11 protein-coding genes are annotated in these 16,649 nt (G+C 69.9%); 6 read left to right on the top strand and 5 right to left on the bottom strand.

Going from position 1 to position 16,649, the window contains the following annotated elements:
* Positions 1–86: 86 nt before the first annotated feature.
* Complete coding sequence (locus ABIE67_RS07940) at positions 87–5,315, bottom strand: family 43 glycosylhydrolase (RefSeq protein ID WP_370255577.1); 5,229 nt, start codon at positions 5,313–5,315, stop codon at positions 87–89.
* Between the two features lie 297 nt (positions 5,316–5,612).
* Here ABIE67_RS07940 and ABIE67_RS07935 point away from each other — a divergent pair, with 297 nt between their 5' ends.
* Positions 5,613–6,590: an ABC transporter substrate-binding protein gene (locus tag ABIE67_RS07935; RefSeq protein WP_370255576.1), complete on the top strand. Its 978-nt coding sequence runs from the start codon at positions 5,613–5,615 to the stop codon at positions 6,588–6,590.
* Between the two features lie 67 nt (positions 6,591–6,657).
* On the opposite strand, the gene ABIE67_RS07930 is transcribed toward ABIE67_RS07935, so the two are convergent.
* On the bottom strand, positions 6,658–7,290 hold the full coding sequence (locus ABIE67_RS07930; RefSeq protein ID WP_370255574.1) for a DedA family protein: 633 nt from the start codon (positions 7,288–7,290) through the stop codon (positions 6,658–6,660).
* A gap of 255 nt (positions 7,291–7,545) precedes the next feature.
* On the opposite strand from ABIE67_RS07930, the gene ABIE67_RS07925 reads away from it, so the two are divergent.
* Positions 7,546–8,748 (top strand): NAD(P)/FAD-dependent oxidoreductase, encoded by a 1,203-nt coding sequence (locus ABIE67_RS07925; RefSeq protein WP_370255573.1) that lies wholly within the window; start codon positions 7,546–7,548, stop codon positions 8,746–8,748.
* A 129-nt stretch (positions 8,749–8,877) separates the two neighbouring features.
* Here ABIE67_RS07925 and ABIE67_RS07920 read toward each other — a convergent pair whose 3' ends face one another.
* Genes ABIE67_RS07920 through ABIE67_RS07910 form a run of 3 tightly spaced genes read right to left on the bottom strand, consistent with a single transcriptional unit; the run spans position 8,878 to position 12,095 of the window.
* Positions 8,878–10,185, bottom strand: a complete 1,308-nt coding sequence (locus ABIE67_RS07920; protein WP_370255572.1) for a sugar ABC transporter permease — start codon at positions 10,183–10,185, stop codon at positions 8,878–8,880.
* Positions 10,179–10,952 carry an ATP-binding cassette domain-containing protein gene (locus ABIE67_RS07915; protein ID WP_370255571.1) on the bottom strand — a complete coding sequence of 258 codons (774 nt, stop codon included), beginning with the start codon at positions 10,950–10,952 and terminating at the stop codon, positions 10,179–10,181. The genes ABIE67_RS07920 and ABIE67_RS07915 overlap by 7 nt, the downstream gene beginning before the upstream one ends.
* Before the next feature lie 54 nt (positions 10,953–11,006).
* Positions 11,007–12,095 carry a substrate-binding domain-containing protein gene (locus ABIE67_RS07910; RefSeq protein ID WP_370255570.1) on the bottom strand — a complete coding sequence of 363 codons (1,089 nt, stop codon included), beginning with the start codon at positions 12,093–12,095 and terminating at the stop codon, positions 11,007–11,009.
* A 331-nt stretch (positions 12,096–12,426) separates the two neighbouring features.
* On the opposite strand from ABIE67_RS07910, the gene ABIE67_RS07905 reads away from it, so the two are divergent.
* The 4 genes from ABIE67_RS07905 (at position 12,427) to ABIE67_RS07890 (ending at position 16,647) form a co-directional block, all read left to right on the top strand.
* A complete protein-coding gene (locus tag ABIE67_RS07905; protein ID WP_370255569.1) occupies positions 12,427–14,937 on the top strand; it encodes a SpoIIE family protein phosphatase in 2,511 nt (836 codons plus the stop codon).
* A 20-nt stretch (positions 14,938–14,957) separates the two neighbouring features.
* Positions 14,958–16,040, top strand: a complete 1,083-nt coding sequence (locus ABIE67_RS07900; protein ID WP_370255568.1) for a sugar ABC transporter substrate-binding protein — start codon at positions 14,958–14,960, stop codon at positions 16,038–16,040.
* Between the two features lie 64 nt (positions 16,041–16,104).
* On the top strand, positions 16,105–16,281 hold the full coding sequence (locus ABIE67_RS07895) for a hypothetical protein (protein ID WP_370255567.1): 177 nt from the start codon (positions 16,105–16,107) through the stop codon (positions 16,279–16,281).
* Between the two features lie 93 nt (positions 16,282–16,374).
* Positions 16,375–16,647: a hypothetical protein gene (locus ABIE67_RS07890; protein WP_370255566.1), complete on the top strand. Its 273-nt coding sequence runs from the start codon at positions 16,375–16,377 to the stop codon at positions 16,645–16,647.
* The last annotated feature ends 2 nt before the right edge of the window (positions 16,648–16,649 follow it).

Here is a 16,649-nt window from a genome sequence, read left to right as displayed (position 1 = left end):
CGACGAGCTTCACAGCGAGCCGAGGGTGGCCACAACCGTCCGGGAGCGGAATCAGGGACGGAACCAGGGAACGTCCGGAGCGGGGCTCAGGGTTGGCCCCCACTGCCACCAGGGTTGTCGCCGATCGTGACGACGCCCGTCGTCCTCGCGCCGGTGAGGTTGTCGTAGACGACGTCACCCGTGGACTTCTTCCAGATCTTGATACGGAAGCTGTCCGGGCCGTCCGTCGCCGTGATCCGGAATCCGTAGCCGCCGCTGTCGTTGACCGTGCCGGAGCCCTGGTAGACCGCCTGGGAGCCGGTGATCACGAGCCAGTCGGAGCCGGTGGAGCGGAACTTCAGCCGGGCCGGCCCGAGGTCGAAGGTGGCCTTGCCCGTGGGGACGGTGGCTCCCTTGACGTACGCGACGGCGAAGGAGAAGGCCGCCTTGCCGGTCAGATCCGGCTTGGCCGGGTAGGCGCCGGGCGGGGAGGTGATCACGCCGGTGCCGAGTGCGGGGCCCGCGGCGCGGTCGTAGACGATCAGCTCGGGGAGCGTGGTGCTGTCCGAGGCGCCGTCGTCGTCGGTGACCGTGATCACCGGACGGTGGAGACCCGCCTCGGTGTAGGAGTGCTCGGCTCGGCACACGGTGCCGGTGACCGTGCCGGCGGTCGGGTCGGTGCCGTCCTTCCAGTCGACCCTGCAGGTGTGGGAGTCCCGGGTGCCCGCGTCGCCGAAGTCGGCGGTGACCGTGGCGTGTTGGCGGACCGGCACGGGGGACTTCGGCCCGGTCGCCGAGGTGATCGACGGTGCCGCGTTGGTGACGTCGACGGTGGCCGTGTCGCTGCCGTGGCCACCGGTCAGGGTGACGTCGTAGGTGCCGTTGTCGGTGCAGGTGATCGTGGTCCGCGCGGCCTCGGGGTCGGCGACCGTGCAGGGCGCGTCCTCCTCGACCGCCCACTTCGGGCTGCCCGCACCGGAGATCGTGCCGTTCAGCGGGATCGCGTCGCCTTCCTTCCCGCTGCCGTCCGAACCGGCGTGCACGATCGTCACCGGGTCGATGCCGGTGAGGGTGGGCACGACCTTCTTGATCAGGCCGTCGGCATCGAACTCCAGCTTGTCGATGGTGGTTTCGCGGTGCATGCCGTCACCGCCGGGGATGGCGAAGCGGTGGTAGACGATGTACCAGTCGTCGGTGTTCGGGACGTGGACCACCGAGTGGTGGCCGGGGCCCTTGATGCCGAGCGAGAGGTCCTTCTCCAGGATCACGCCCTGCTTGGTCCAGGGACCGGTGGGCGAGGAGCCGGTGGCGTAGGCGACCTGGTAGTTCTCGTCACGTGTGTCGTTCTCCGACCACATGAAGTAGTACGTGCCCTTGCGCTTGATGACGAAGGAGCCCTCGTTGTAGTTGCTCGGCGTGATGTTGGTGACCTTCGAGGCGTCGAAGGAGACCATGTCGTCGTTGAGCGGGACCACATAGGCGCGGCCGTTGCCCCAGTACAGGTACGACGTGCCGTCGTCGTCGGTGAAGACGGCCGGGTCGATCATCTGGCCCGTGTAGTCACCGGCCTTCAGCAGCGGTTTGCCCAGGGCGTCCTTGAAGGGGCCGGTCGGCGAGTCCGACACCGCGACGCCGATGTTCGCGTCGGCGCAGAAGTAGAAGTAGTACTTGCCGTTCCGCTCCTCCATGGCCGGCGCCCAGGCCCTGCTGTCCGCCCAGGAGACGTCCGGACCCAGGTCCAGGATGACGCCGTGATCGGTCCAGTGGACCAGGTCCTTGGAGGAGTACGCCTTGAACTGTGTACCGCTCCAGCCCTCGAAGCCGTCCGTGGTGGGGTAGATGTAGAAGGTGTCGCCGAACCTGACGACGTTCGGGTCCGCGTTCAGGCCCGGCAGCACCGGGCTCTTCATCTCCACGGCCGACACCGTCCAGGTGCGCTTCTTGCCGTCCGAGCCGGTGACCTCGTACGTGACCGGCTTGGTGAAGTCGTGCAGGGTGCCGGAGGCGGGGCTGATGGTCGCGCCGTGGGCGAGGGTGAACTCCGGTGCCAGGGCGGTGACATCACTGCCCGGGGTGAGCGGCAGGACGATCTTGCTGTCCTTGTCGGTGATGATCGCGTCGGTCTTCAGCGCCGGGTGGGTCGCCGCGGCGATCCCGGTGGTGTTGCCGCTGATCTCCAGGACCTCGGCGGGCGTCAGGGCCCGGTTGTAGATCCGGAAGTCGTCGACCTCGCCGCCGAAGTACGGGTCGGGGGAGTAGAGGGACTTGCCGATGTAGCCGGAGGAGTCCTTCGCCGAGTCGTACAGCTCGGACGGCTTGATGGTGACCCCGTTGACCCGGGCCGCCTCGGCGCCGTCCACGTAGAGGATCGCCGTCTCGGTCGCGCCGTCCAGGGTGACCGTGAGGTGCTGCCACTCGCCGGCGGTGAGCCGGGAGCCGCCGATCATCTGCTTCTCGCCGGACCAGGTGGCCTTGGTGATCGCGGAGAACAGCTTGCCGCCGCCGTTGGACGGGGTGGCGAACAGGTACTTGTTGCTGTCCGGGCCGAGTCCGAACAGCCACTGGAAGTTGTCGCCGCCCTTCCACTTGACGTACGTGGAGACGGTGACGCTGTCCGTGTCCTTCAGCACGCCGTTGGGGATCTTGACGTACGGCGAGCTGGAGCTGCTGTTGCCGCCGGACATCTTGAACGAGCCGCCCTCGACGCCGGTCCCGAAGTCGGGCGTACGGACGTAGGTGCCGTGGTAGCCATGGCCGCTGGAGTCGCGGGCGATACTGCCGCCGGTCTCGTCGAAGTCGTAGTGCAGGAGCAGGTCGGCCGGGACGTCCGGGCCCTCGGCGGAGACCGTGACCTCGGCGCTGACCTCGATCGCGGAGTCACCCGCGAGGTCGCCCTTCACCGTGAAGGTGCCGGCCTGCGCGTACTGCGACTCGGCCACGTCCTCCCAGGTGACGGCGACGGGCCGCTTCACACCGTCCCCGGACTCGGCGATGACGGTGGCGGGCAGGACCGGGGCGTCACCGATGCGTGTCTCGACCTTGACGTCCTCGACGCTCGTGATGATCTGGTCCGGCTGGTAGGTCTTCAGCAGCCGGTCGTACTCGGCCTGGGTGACCGGGAGTACCGTGCCGTGCCGGGGCTTGGACGGCAGGTCGTAGCCGGTGGACGGGGTCCAGACACCGGAGGCCAGGTCCGTCGTCTCGAAGGGGATGTAGCCGCGCCCGCCGAACTCGTCGAGGAACGCGTACCACTTGTCCTCGGTGTTCGACTTGAACACCAGCGGTCCCTCGGCGGCGTTCATCGCGCCCTTGCCGATGCCCTCGGCCACGGCGTCCCAGGACAGGTCCAGCAGCGAGTCGCTCTTCTCCTCGAAGATGAACTTGCTGTTGGGCGTGGAGGAGGTGTTGTTGCGCTCGTCCTTGGAGAGGCGGAAGTACGTGCCGTCGTGCTGGATCACCGTGGAGTCGATGACGGAGTAGCCGCGGTCGACCCAGACCTTGGGCTCGCTGAAGGTGTAGAAGTCGCGGGTGGTCGCGTACATCATGCGGTTGTACGTGTCGCCGGAGTGCGCCTCGTTGTCGTACAGCTTCGACGCCCAGAAGACGACGTACTCACCGCGCTGGGCGTCGTAGAACGCCTCCGGCGCCCAGGTGTTGCCCGCGCTGTCCGGGGAGACCTTCACCAGCCGCTGGTTCGTCCAGTGGACGAGGTCGGTGGACTCCCAGACCATGATGGACTTGCTGCCCGTGCGCTGGGACGCGTCCCAGTCGCCGTTGCCGTAGATCCGCAGGTCGGTGGCGATCTGGTAGAACTTGTCGCCCTCGGGGGAGCGGATGATGAACGGGTCGCGCAGGCCCTTCTCGCCGAGCGTGGAGGTCAGGACGGGCTTGCCGTCGTTCAGCTCTCGCCACTTCAGCGGGTCGTTGCCCTTGCTGAGGGCGGCGTAGAGCTGCTCGCCGTCCGCGGTGCCCTCGCCGGTGAAGTAGCTGAACATGTAGCCCTTGAGGGCTTCCTTCTTGGGCAGTTCCGGCACCTTCGCGGTGAAGGCGCGGGTCGTCTTCGCGTCGCCCTTGGTGACGGTGGCGGTCAGCTCGACGGTGGTGGCGCCGTCGCCGTGCGCGGGGCGGTGGACCACGCCCTCGGCGGAGACGACGTCGGCGTTCGCGGAGGACCAGGAGACCTCGGTGCCGAAGTCGCCGTCGGCCGGGAGTGTGAGGTTGCCGCGGACGTCTTCGAGGTTGTGCACGGTCAGTGCCTCGGCGGCCTGCTTGACGGCGGTCGTGTCGTCGAAGGCGGGCAGGACCGTGACCTCGAAGGTCCTGGTGGCGCTGACCGTGCCCTTCTTCAGGGTCGCCGTCAGCGTGGCGTGGCCGTCCGGCTCACCGGCGGCGGGGCGGGTCACCGCGCCGGAGTCGGAGACCACGTCGGGGTTGTCGCTCTCCCAGGTAATGGAGGAGCCACCGGCCGTGCCGGTCTTCGGCAGGGTCAGATCGGCGGTCACCGCGCTGGTGTCGCCCAGGGTGAGGGCCGCCTTGTCGGCGGCGACGCCCTCCTCGGCGATGGGGAGCGAGAGCTGCTCGACCTCGGAGCCGGCGAGGGCGCGGTCGTAGACCCGGAAGTCGCGGATCTTGCCCTTGAAGAGCTTGTCGCTGGTGTAGACCGACTTGCCTATGTAGTTGGCGGTCGTGGTGCCCGAGCCGATGGACCCCGGGGTGATGGTGACCGAGGTGTTGCGGCCGACCTCCACGCCATCCTCGTACAGGACGGCCGTGTTGCCGGTCTGGGTGTAGGTGAGCTGCTTCCACACCGAGCGGGTCAGGTTGTGCGAGTCGGTGGGCCGGGTGTTCTGCTCGGTCGACCAGTTGCCGGACGCGATGGCGGTGCGCAGCGAGTTGCCGGTGGCGAAGAGGTAGCCGTTGCCGGCACCGCTGGTGGTGTTGCCGAAGCCGTAGATGAAGTACGGGGTGGTCTGCGACTCGTCCATCAGCACGTCCATGGAGACGCTGATCGAGTCCATGCCCTTCATGACGTCGTTCGGCACCTTGATGTAGGTGTCCGAACCGTTGAAGGCGAGGCCCTGGCCGCTGCCCGTCCAGCCGGCGGTGCCGTTGACCGTGCCGTCGCGGCCGTTGCCGGAGGCGTCGGTGACGGTGGTGCCGGAGGCGGCGTCGAGCTTGTACCAGAGGGCGAGTCCGTCGGTGACGTCCGCGGTGTCCGCCGCCTGCGCGGGGACGAGGGGGGCGGCGAGCCCCAGCAACAGCGACGCGGCGGTCAGCCCGGCGAGTCGGCCCGCCCGGCGTCTCACGCGGGCACGGGCGCGTGCGATGTACGGCATGTGGAGTTCCCTGCTGAGGCGTGGCGGGGCCTCGGCCATGGGCACCCTGCCGTTTCGGCTGTGTGACGTCGTGTTGCGAGAGTGTCAATCGGGGCGTGGCACAGCGTCAAGGGTTTTCGAACGATGTCCGACTGGTCGAACGATAAGATGTCGAGGCCTCGCAGCCGGCTTCTCGACTTCCTTGGGTTCAGGGTCCTGACAGCCCGAAGATGGGCGTGTACGTTCCAGGCGTCACGAATGTGCACAACTTCCATAGGGTCCGGGGCACGCGCACCTCGTACTCGCCAGGAGGAGCCCATGCACAGAGGCAAGTTCGGGCGGGCCGTGGTGGCATTGGCCGTCATCGGCGTCGCGGGGTGCGGTGCGTCGGACTCCGGGAGCGGGGCCGCCTCGCCCGGGAACGGCACCGAGGTCACGCGGGTCACGGTCGGCATCATTCCGATCGTCGACGTGGCGCCGCTCTACTTGGGGGAGAAGAAGGGGTTCTTCAGCAGGCGGGGCCTGGACCTGGAGATGGTCGGCGCGCAGGGGGGCGCGGCGATCGTTCCCGGCGTGGTGAGCGGGCAGTTCCAGTTCGGCTTCAGCAACACCACCTCGCTGATGATCGCCCAGGCCAGGGGGGTCCCCGTGAAGTCCGTCGTGAACGGGGCGGCCACCAACGGCAGGATCGGAGCCGATGTCACCGGCGTGGCGGTCCGGAAGGACAGCCCGGTCAAGTCGGCCAAGGACCTCGCCGGGCGGACGGTCGCGGTGAACACGCTGCGGAATATCGGGGACACGACGGTCCGTGAGTCGGTACGCCGGGACGGCGGCGACCCGTCCGAGGTCGAGTTCGTGGAGATACCGTTCGACCAGATGCCGGCCGCCCTCGACGACGGACGCGTGGACGCGGCCTGGATGGGTGAGCCGGCGAAGACGATCGCCGAGGCCCAGGGCGCCCGTGTGGTCGCGTCGCCGTTCGCCGAGACCGACCCCAGGCTCACCGTGGCGACGTACTTCACCGCCACGAAGCTCGTACGGGAGAACCCGTCGCTGGTGAAGAAGTTCACCGAGGCGATGACCGAATCGCTCCGGTACGCCTCCGAGCACCCCGACGAGGCGCGTCGGATCCTCACCACCTACACCAAGATCAGCGGCGACGTCCTCGACGACCTGACGCTGCCGAGCTGGCCGACCCGGGTCGACATGGCTTCCCTGGAGAAGCTCGCCTCGCTCGGTGAGAAGGACGGCATCTTCGGCGGGAAGCGGCCGGACGTCGACGCGTTGTTCTCCTGAGGCGCGCTGTTCTTCTGAGGCGCGCTGTTCTCCTGACCTGTGCGGGGAGTTGAGGCGGCGGCGCGGATCAGCGATCGCGCCTCGCGCGGCGTGCCTCGGTCCACAGCGGCAGCAGCGGCAGCAGGGAGAGGACGACGACGGCGGCGACCATCGGCAGCAGGAAGTCGTCGGCGTCGGGGACGGTGGTTCCGAGGGTGTACCCGGCCATGACCAGACTCGTCGACCAGAGCAGGCCGCCGACGATCTGCCAGAAGGTGAAGGTCCGCGGGGGTACGCCGAGCGCACCGGCCGCCGGGTGCAGGACGGTCCGCACCATCGGGATGAAACGGCCGATCACCAGGGCTTTTCCATAGCCGTAGCGGGCCAGGAGCTTCTCCGCCCGTGCCGCCGCCTCCCGGACGCGGCGTTTGGAGGTGCGGGCCAGTAGTGCCCGCCCGCCGTGCCGCCCGAGGATGAACCCGACCTGGGCGCCCGCCACGGCGCCGACGGCCGCGCACAGCAACACCTGCCACAGCACCAGCCGCGGCGCCTGGTCGGCACTCGCCGCGCACAGCACGCCCGCCGGGAACAGCAGGGTGTCACCGGGCAGGAAGAAGCCGACCACCAGCAGGCCCGACTCCGCGAAGATCACCGCGAGGACGCCCAGGGCGCCGAAGGTCGCCAGCACGGAGGAGCTGTCCATCGGGTTGACGGCGATCACCGCCCTCACCTCCCGGCCGTCCTCGCGGTCGCCCTACCTCCAAGCATCCCTTGCGCGCGGCGCAGGCGCCTGTCCCGGCGGCGCGGTGCGGTGACGCGGGGCCGGTGACGCGGTTCGCGGCGCGGGTCCGGCGGCGCGGGGCCATCCCGTAAATCTTGACACGCAATATCCAGGATACGTAATGTCCAGAATCGCTGCTGTGCTCCTGCGAGCACCGGCTCGTCACTCGACCCGACTTCGAAAACGGAGACGTTCATGAAAGATGTCCTGATCATCGGCGGTGGCTTCGCCGGCGTGTGGAGCGCGGCCGGAGCCGTGCGCGCCGCTCGTGAGGCGGGTGCCGACGACGCGCTGCGGGTGACGCTGGTCGACGGCGGCGACGACATGGTCATCCGGCCCCGCCTGTACGAGGACGCCCCCGACGGCATGCGCGTCGCCCTCGACCGCGTCCTCGGCCCGATCGGCGTACGCCGCGTCACCGCGACCGTCACGGGGATCGACACCGAGGCGCACACCGTGCGGGCCGTCGCGCGCACCGGCGAGGAACTGGCCCTGTCCTACGACAAGTTGGTGCTGGCGACGGGCAGCAGGCTGATACGGCCCGACTTCCCCGGTGCGCAGGACATCTTCGACGTCGACACACTTCCCGCGGCGGCCGCCCTCGACAACCACCTCCGGCGGCTGCCCGACCGGGCACCGGCCCCGGGCCGCTACACCGCTGTCGTGGTCGGTGCAGGCTTCACCGGGGTGGAGCTCGCCATCGCGCTGGCTGAGCGCCTCCGGGCGATCGCCGGCGCCCAGGGTGCGGCGGAAGACGCCCGGGTGGTCCTGGTCGACCTCGCCGACGTCGTGGGGCCGGAGCTCGGCCCGGGGCCGCGGCCGACCATCCTCGACGCGATCGACGAGCTGAAGATCGAACGGCGGCTGGGCCGCACCCTGGCGTCGGCGACCCGCCACGACATCACCCTCTCGGACGGCGAGGTGATCCCCGCGGCAACCGTCGTATGGACGGCCGGTATGGCGGCGAGCCCCCTCACCGCCCAGATCCCCGGCGAGCGTGACCGGCTGGGACGGCTGAGCGTGGACGAGTTCCTGCGGGTGGTCGCGGTACCCGACGTCTACGCGGCCGGCGACACCGCACTCGCCGCCGCCGACGACGGCCGTACCACCACGCAGTCCTGCCAGCACGCCCTGCCCATGGGCAAGTTCGCCGGTCACAACGTGGCCGCCGACCTCCTCGGCACCGCCCCGCTGCCCTTCACCCCGGACCCCTATGTCACCTGCCTGGACCTCGGCCCGGCCGGCGCCGTCTACACGGAGGGCTGGGACCGCAGGGTCGCGCTGACCGGGCCGGAGGCCAAGACGCTCAAGAAGAAGATCAACGAGATCTGGATCTACCCGCCGACCGACGACGCGGAGCAGCTCCTGGTCCAGGCGGGCCGCTTCTCGAACGGCTGACGGATGACGGCTGACGGATGACGGCTGACGGCTGATGGCTGACGTCCGGCGCCGACAGCCGGGCGCGTGCCCGAGATCCCGGTGCGCAGGGACGGTTTCGCTCCCTGCGCACCGGGAGGGACGCACGCGTCAAGCCCGTCCGTGTGCCTCCTGCGAGCGGCGGGACAGCGCGTCGATGACCACGGCGGCGAAGAGCACCCCGCCCGTGATCATGAACTGGACGGCGGCGGGAGTGTCCGTGATCGCCATGCCGGAGGCGATCGACTGGATGACCAGCATGCCGAGCACCGCCGACCAGGTGGAACCGCGTCCGCCGAACAGGCTGGTGCCGCCGATGACGGCCGCCGCGATGGCGTTGAGCAGCAGCACGCCGGAGCCCGAACTCTGGCTCACCGAGGTGATGCGCGAGGCCAGGAACAGTCCGCCGACCGCGGCCATCGTGCCCGAGACCGCGAGCACCGCGGTCTGCACCCGGGTCACCCGGAGGCTGGCGCGACGGGCCGCCTCGATCCCGCCGCCGAGGGCGTAGACCTGCCGGCCGTAGTGCGTGCGGCGCAGGACGATGTCGAGGCCGGCCACCACCACCAGGAAGATCAGCAGGGCGAGCGGCAGCCCCTGGAAGCGGTTGAGCAGATAGGCGGTGGCGAACGCGATCACGGCGAGTGCGCCCGCGCGCGCCACGATGACCTGGAGCGAGCGGTGCGGCATACGAGCGGCCATCCGGCGCCGCCGGTCCTGGTAGGACACGAGGAAAACGATGCCGACGGAGAGCGCCGCCAGTCCGTACGCGACGGCGTCATGGGTGAAGTAGTAGCTGGTCAGGTCGGCGACGAGCCCGTTCTCGTCGAGGTTGATCGTGCCGCTGGTGCCGAGGATGTAGAGCATGAGGCCGTTCCAGGTGAGCAGCCCCGCGAGCGTGACGACGAAGGCCGGCACCCGGGTTCTGGCGAAGGAATAGCCCTGTACGGTTCCCGCCGCCGTGCCGGCGAGCACCGCGACGATGAGGGCGAGCCATTCGGGCACGCCGTTGTTCACGTTCAGCACGGCGAAGGCGGCCGCCGCGAGTCCGCTGATCGAGCCGACCGACAGATCGAGCTCACCGAGCAGCAGCACGAAGACGATGCCGACCGCGATCAGACCCGTACCGACGATGTCGACGCTGAGATTGGACAGGTTCCGGGGCGAGAGGAAGTTCTCGTTGAGGGACTGGAAGGTGATCCAGACGACGGCGAGGACGAGGACGACGGGGAGCGAGCCCAGTTCACCGGCCCGCAGCTTGCGCCGGGAGAAGGCGACCCAGCTCTCCATGGCGCGGGCGCAGCTCTCCATGGCGCGGGCGACGGCCTGCCCGCGCTCCGCCCGACGGGCCTCGGTGGTGGGTGCGGCGGCTTCGGCCTGCTGAGGGTTGTCCGCCATGTCGCGCGTCCCTTTCACCATCCCGCCTCCTGGTGGGCCGGCCGGCGGGGCGCGTTCTCCGTCGCCCCGGTGATGGAGGAGATGATCTGTTCCTGGGACGCGGTGTTCACGTCGAAGAAGCCGTTGTTGCGCCCGAGCCGCAGCACGGCGGCCCGGTCCGCGAGCGCCTTGACGTCGCCCATGTTGTGGCTGATGAGCAGGACCCCCAGGCCGCGGTCACGCAGCTGGTCGACGAGGTCCATCACCTCGGTGGTCTGCTGGAGCCCCAGTGCCGCGGTCGGTTCGTCCAGGAGGAGCAGGCGCGGGTCGCCGAGGAGCGAGCGGGCGATGGCGACCGTCTGCCGTTGACCGCTGGACAGCGACACGACCGGGGCACGCAGCTGCGGGACGCCCCTGGTGAGCTCTTCCAGCAGCTGGAGGGTGCGGCGCTCCATCTCCATCTCGTCGAGGAACCCGAACCTGCGGATCTCCCGTCCGAGGAACAGGTTGCCGACGACATCGAGGTTCCCGCACAGCGCGAGGTCCTGGAAGACGGTGGCGATGCCGAGGTCCCGGGCGTCGTTGGGCCGCCTGATGTGGACCGTACGGCCCTCCCACTCGATGACGCCCTTGTCCGCGGGAGCGACCCCGGAGATCACCTTGACCAGCGTGGACTTGCCGGCTCCGTTGTCGCCGAGGAGGGCGACGACCTGGCCCGCGTGAATCTCCAGTTCGATGTCCTCGAGGACCTCGACGGCGCCGTAACGCTTGCACACACCGTGCAGCGCCAGCAGTGGGGGAGCGGACACGGAGACGATCTCCTTCCCGTGGATCCGGACATCCGGACGTGGTCGCACCGGATGTCAGGTCAGTCCGGCGGAAGTGCACGCGGCCAGGAGTTGGGGGGTGCAGATCTGCCGGATCGTGTACACCCCGTCCTTGACCAGGGTGTCCTTGATGTTGTCGACGGTCACGGACACCGGGGTGAGCATGACGGCCGGGACCCGCCGCCCATCCCGCGTCGTCACCTCGTCCCGGGCCACCCGGTCGAGGCTCTCCCCGCGGGCCGCGGCCACGGCCATGGCGGCGCCGGCGGCGGCCTCGGGTTCGAAGGGCTTGTAGACGGTCATGTACTGCTCTCCGTCGACGATGCGCTGCACGGCGCGGAGTTCGGCGTCCTGCCCCGTGACCGGGGGCACCGGGTCCACCTTGTTCGCCTTGAGGGCGGCGATGCTGCCGGCGGCGAGGCCGTCGTTGGCGGCGTAGACCCCCTGGATGTTGTCGACGCCGAGGGCCGCGATGGCACCCGACATGTTCAGATGGGCCGCCTCGGTCCGCCACTGGAGCGTGTCGTACGACTTTCCGATCTTCACCTTCCCCGTGAGGACGGCCAGGGCGCCCTTCTTGAAGAGCACCGCGTTGGGGTCGCTGGGATCGCCGTTCATCATGACGATCTGGGCGCCGGGCACCTCGTCGCCCATGGCCTTCAGCAGGGCCTGGCCCTGGAGCCTGCCGACCTCCTCGCCGTCGAAGGACGCGTAACCGGAGATCGGGCCCTCGGCGAGGCGGTCGTAGGCGATGACCGGGATGCCTGCTTCGACCGCCTTCCTGACCGAGGCGGCGAGCGATGTGCCGTCCACCGCCACGAGCAGGATCGCGTCGACGCCCTTGGTGATCATCGAGTTCATCTGCTCCTGCTGCATGGCCACATCGCCCTTGGCGTTGGTCTGCTCGATCGCGCAGTCACCGCAGAGTTCCTTGATCTCCCTGTCGAGCAGGGGCTTGTCCCGGGTCTCCCAACGGGCCGTGGTGGCGTCCGGCAGGAGCACCCCGATCATCGGCGCGTCCCCCTCGGCGGAATCGCTCTCCCCGCCCGCCCCGCAGGCCGCCAGGGCCACGGCCGTGGAAAGCGCGGTCAGGGCGAGAACCGCGTTCCGTATGCGGGCCTTCATGTGCGAGACCTCCCTTGTCCTTCGCCCGGCGTGGCGAGGAGGCGCTCATGGTGTCGAGGATGCGTTGCGGGTACGGGGCCACCCCAGGCGCAAGGGCCGGGTTCTTGGACGTGGCAGGACGACCACGTCGTCAGTCTGACACCGGCCGCGGTGATCTGCGAACGCAGCGGAGGCGTCCCGGGAAGCCATGAACGAGCCATGAACCGTCCACCTGATATGTCCGGCTCATCCATATATGCGATTCTGGTGTGTGGAAGCGACCGGGGCGGCGGGAGTTGGTGCCCCGATCCCCTTCGGCACCTCCGGCACGGACGGGAGGTTGGTTGCGGACATGCCTCATGACGGCCGTGCCCGGACCGGAGTCTCGGTGCCGGGGGCATTTGAGGTCGGCACCGCAGACACCGGTTCACCGCCTACGGAGCCGGAAGCCGTCACGAGCGACCGCGCCCTGACCTTCGCCGGAGCGGCGCTGGCCGCGGTCTTCGCGCCCACCACCGGGGACGAAGAGCTGCAGCTGCTGGAAACGGTCGGCGACAGCCCCGAGCACCGGCTGCCGGACCGGCTGTCCGTGCCGGGCGGCTCGGCCGCGGCACACGCCTTCCGCACCGACCGGCCGCTGTGGCTGAACGCCGCGGCCCTCTCCTCCTACCCCGTGGGCGCGCCCACACCGCCACGTGCCAGGTCGGCCTCGCTCGGCGCGCTGCCCCTGGAGAGGGAGGGCACCCGGCTGGGCTGCCTCGTCGTGGTGGGGGCCTCCGCCGACGGCTTCGACGCCGGGCAACAGCGCTTCCTGGAGCGATACGCCGACGCCGTCGCCGGCCTGCTGCTGGCCGAGTCGGGCCGGCCCGCGCAGCCGGCCCTGCTCAGCCGCGCCCTGCGGAGTTTGCGCGTCGGCACCTTCGTCCTCGTGCCGGACACCGGCCTGATCGAGGCGGACGGCACCCTCCTCGAACTGGTCGGCACCACACAGGCCGACTTCGACGGCAAGGTCGACACCCTGCTCGCGCACGCCCTCCCCGAGGACATGCCCGCGCTGATGTCGGTCCTGGAGCCGTCCGCCCAGGCGCCGGGCCGACGGGAGCTGGAGTTCCGGGTCCGCTGCCCCACCGGGGAAATGCGCTGGCTGAGCCTGATCTGCCGGGTGGTGGCGCACACCGGCGAGCAGCCCGAGCAGGTGCTGGGCGTGGTGACGGCCACCTCGGTGAAGAGCCGCAGCACCGACGACGTCTCCCGGATCCAGTGGCTGACCGCCGTACTCGACGACGCCGCGACGGTCCGTGACGTCGGCCGCGTGGCGGTCGCCGCGCTGCGTGAGCCGCTGGGCGCCGACCGGGTGGCGCTCGCCGACGTCCGGGACGACCGGCTCGTGGTCACCCTGCTCGATCCGCCCCAGCCCGACGCGTGGCCGGAACTGTGGCGCGACCAGTGGCGTTCCGAGTGGCCCGACGCACCGGTCAGCGCCCTGCCCACCCTTCAACTGGCCCTGCGGGACGGCCGTATGGACCTGTGGCCCGCCGGCACCGCCCTCGAACCGGGACTCGCCGGCATCGGCGCCGGAGGCCTGGCCGTCCTGCCGCTCCCCGCCAAGGGCCGGGTCGCCGGGGTGTGTCTGGTCGGCTGGGACCAGCCGCACGAGTTCATCCCCGAGGAGAGGTCCCTCCTCACCGCCACCGCCGCGCTGATCGGGCAGGCCCTCAAGCGGGCGCACGCCTACGACGCCGAGCAGGAACTCGCGACGATGCTGCAGCGCAGTCTGCTGCCCCGGCGCCTGCCCGAACTCCCCGGCGGCACTGCCGTCGCCCGCTATCTGCCGGCCCGCCGGGGGCTGCAGGTGGGCGGCGACTGGTACGACGTCATCGCCCTGTCCGAGGACCGGGTGGCGCTGGTCATCGGTGATGTGCAGGGACACAGCGCCGGAGCCGCGACGATCATGGGCCAGATGCGTACGGCGGTCAGGGCGTACGCCGTCGAGGGCCACCCGCCCGACGTGGTCGTCTCCCACGCCAACCGCCTCCTCGTCGGCATGGAGACCGACCTGTTCGCCACCTGCTGCTATGTCGAACTGGACATGGAGGAGGGCAACACCCTGGTCGTCCGGGCCGGACACCTCTCCCCGCTGCTGCGCCACCCCGACGGCAGCACCGAGGAGGTGGAGGTCGAGGGCGGACCCCCGCTGGGGGTTCTCGCGGAGGCGGAGTTCCCCATGACCGCGGTCACCCTGACCCCGGGCACGGTGCTCGCCCTGGTCACCGACGGTCTCGTCGAGGCCGCCGACCTGCCCCTGGACGTGGGCATGGAACGCATCCGCACCGCGCTCGCCGCGGCCGACCCGGCGGATCCGGCGCGGATGGCCGACGACCTGCTCGGCGACATCGGCCGACGCGAGGACGACGTGGCGCTGTTGCTGCTGCGCTACGACGGCATGAAGACCCGGCCGATCCGGGCCGGCTGGGTGGTGTGGCGGCTGCCCGATGCCGTCATGCACGCCCGCCGCTTCACCGCGCGCACCCTGCGCCGCTGGAAGGTCGAGGAAGCGGCCGACGCGGTGCTGCTCGTCGTGTCCGAACTGGTCACCAACGCCCTGGTGCACACCCAGGGGTCGGTCCGCCTCGACCTGATGCTCCGCGGCGACCGGGTCAGGGTCTACGTCAGCGACTCCTCTCCGCGCGCGCCCGCCAAGCCCGTGATCGTGGACTGGGAGTCGACCGGCGGCCGGGGCCTGCTGCTGGTCGAGGCGGTGTCGGAGTCCTGCGGCTCGGTTCCGGTGGCCGGCGGAAAGCAGGTGTGGAGCGAGGTCACCGTGGACCGTGAGGACCCCGCCCCCGCCGAGTCGAGGCTCTGAACGGAACGAGGCGAACTGCGATGAGGACCCGTACGCTGCATGTCGTCGCGGCCCTCGTCGCGGGACTCCTGACGGTGCCACTGACCGCCTGCGGCGAGGACGACGCAACGGGCACGGAGAGCTTCACCGTCGGCCTGCTGCTCCCGAGCCGGGCGGTGCCCCGCTGGGAACACGCCGACAAGCCGCTGATCGAGGCCAGCCTGAAGAACCTGTGTCCCGACTGCACCATGCAGTACGCCAACGCCGAGAGCGACGCGGCGCGGCAGCGGCAGCAGGTGACCTCCATGATCACCAAGGGCGTCGAGGTCCTGATCCTCGATGCCGCCGACACCAGGGCGCTCCGCTCCTCGATCCAGGAAGCCCGCAAGGCGGGTGTCCCGGTGGTCGCCTACGACCGGCTCGCCGAAGGCCCGATCTCGGGCTTTGTCAGTTTCGACGGCGCCCGCGTCGGCAGGCTACAGGGCGAGGCTCTCCTGAAGGCCATGGGCGACAAGGCCAAGGATGGAACCGTCGTCATGATGAACGGCGATCCGACCAGCCCGAACGCGGCCTGGTACCGGAGGGGCGCACTGTCGGTCATCTCGGGCAAGGTGAAGATCGCCAGGACGTACGACACTTTGAGCTGGAGCACGGAGAACGCCCACGCCAACATGTCCGCCGCCATCTCGGCTCTGGGGCCGGACCGTATCGACGGCGTCCTCGCGGCCAATGACGCCATAGCCGCAGGCGTCATCTCCGCATTCAAGAAGGCCGGGGTCAGGGACATTCCTCCGGTCACCGGCCAGGACGCCGATCTCGACGCCGTGCGACGCATCGTCAAGGGCGAGCAGTACATGACGGTGTACAAACCGTTCGGGAAGGAGGCCGCCGCGGCCGCCGCCATGGCCGTGGCCCTGGGACGTGGTGAGGGGGTCCACGACGTCTCGACGACGACGATCGACAGCCCCACCACCAAGGACATCCCGTCCGTCCTGCTCACTCCGAGAGCGGTGACGGCCGACAACGTCAGGCAGACACTCGTCAACGAAGGCCTGTACACCATCGACCAGATCTGCCCCTCGCAGCTCCGCGCGGCCTGCGCCAGGATCGGCCTCGACGAGTGAGGACGACTGGTCGGGGCGACGGCCCGGGAGCAGCATGGAAGAGGAGCGACCCAGGAGGTCAGCCATGAAGACCGGAGCCTCGGACTACGACCGCTGGCTGTACTCGCACACCCCCTCCCAGGCCGAGGGTGAACGCGACGAACCCGCGGAGCGCAAGGGCATGGAGCAGCACCCGGACGTCCCCAGGACCGAGCCCTCCCAGGCCGAGGGGGAACGGGTGGACGACCTCAGGACCCCGTGATCACCGACACACCGTCCACAGGGGGATCCGGCTGGACCTCGCATCGACGACCACGCATACTTTGAACACGTTCAGAAAAAGGGGGAACTCATCATGCGTGATCCGATCGTCGCGGCCCGGCAGGACTCACCCGCCGCAGCCCTGGGACCCACCGCTCTCGTCTTCGGCGTCATCGCCGCCCTGGCCTCGTTCGTCTTCTCCCCGTTCGCCCTGATCGCCGGCGGCCTGGCCGTCACCCTCGGCGCGGCGGGCATGCACTACGCCCGCCAGGGCGTCGGCCGGATGTGGACCGCCACGCTCGGCACGATGCTCGGAACCGTCGGCGTGCTCGGCATCGCCGCCCTCCTCGGCGCCTGGTCCGCCTAGTC

The organism is Streptomyces sp. V4I8 (genome assembly GCF_041261225.1).
Taxonomy (GTDB): Bacteria; Actinomycetota; Actinomycetes; order Streptomycetales; family Streptomycetaceae; genus Streptomyces.
Note: the sequence above shows the minus strand (reverse complement) of the source record. Positions and strands in the feature narration are given on the sequence as shown.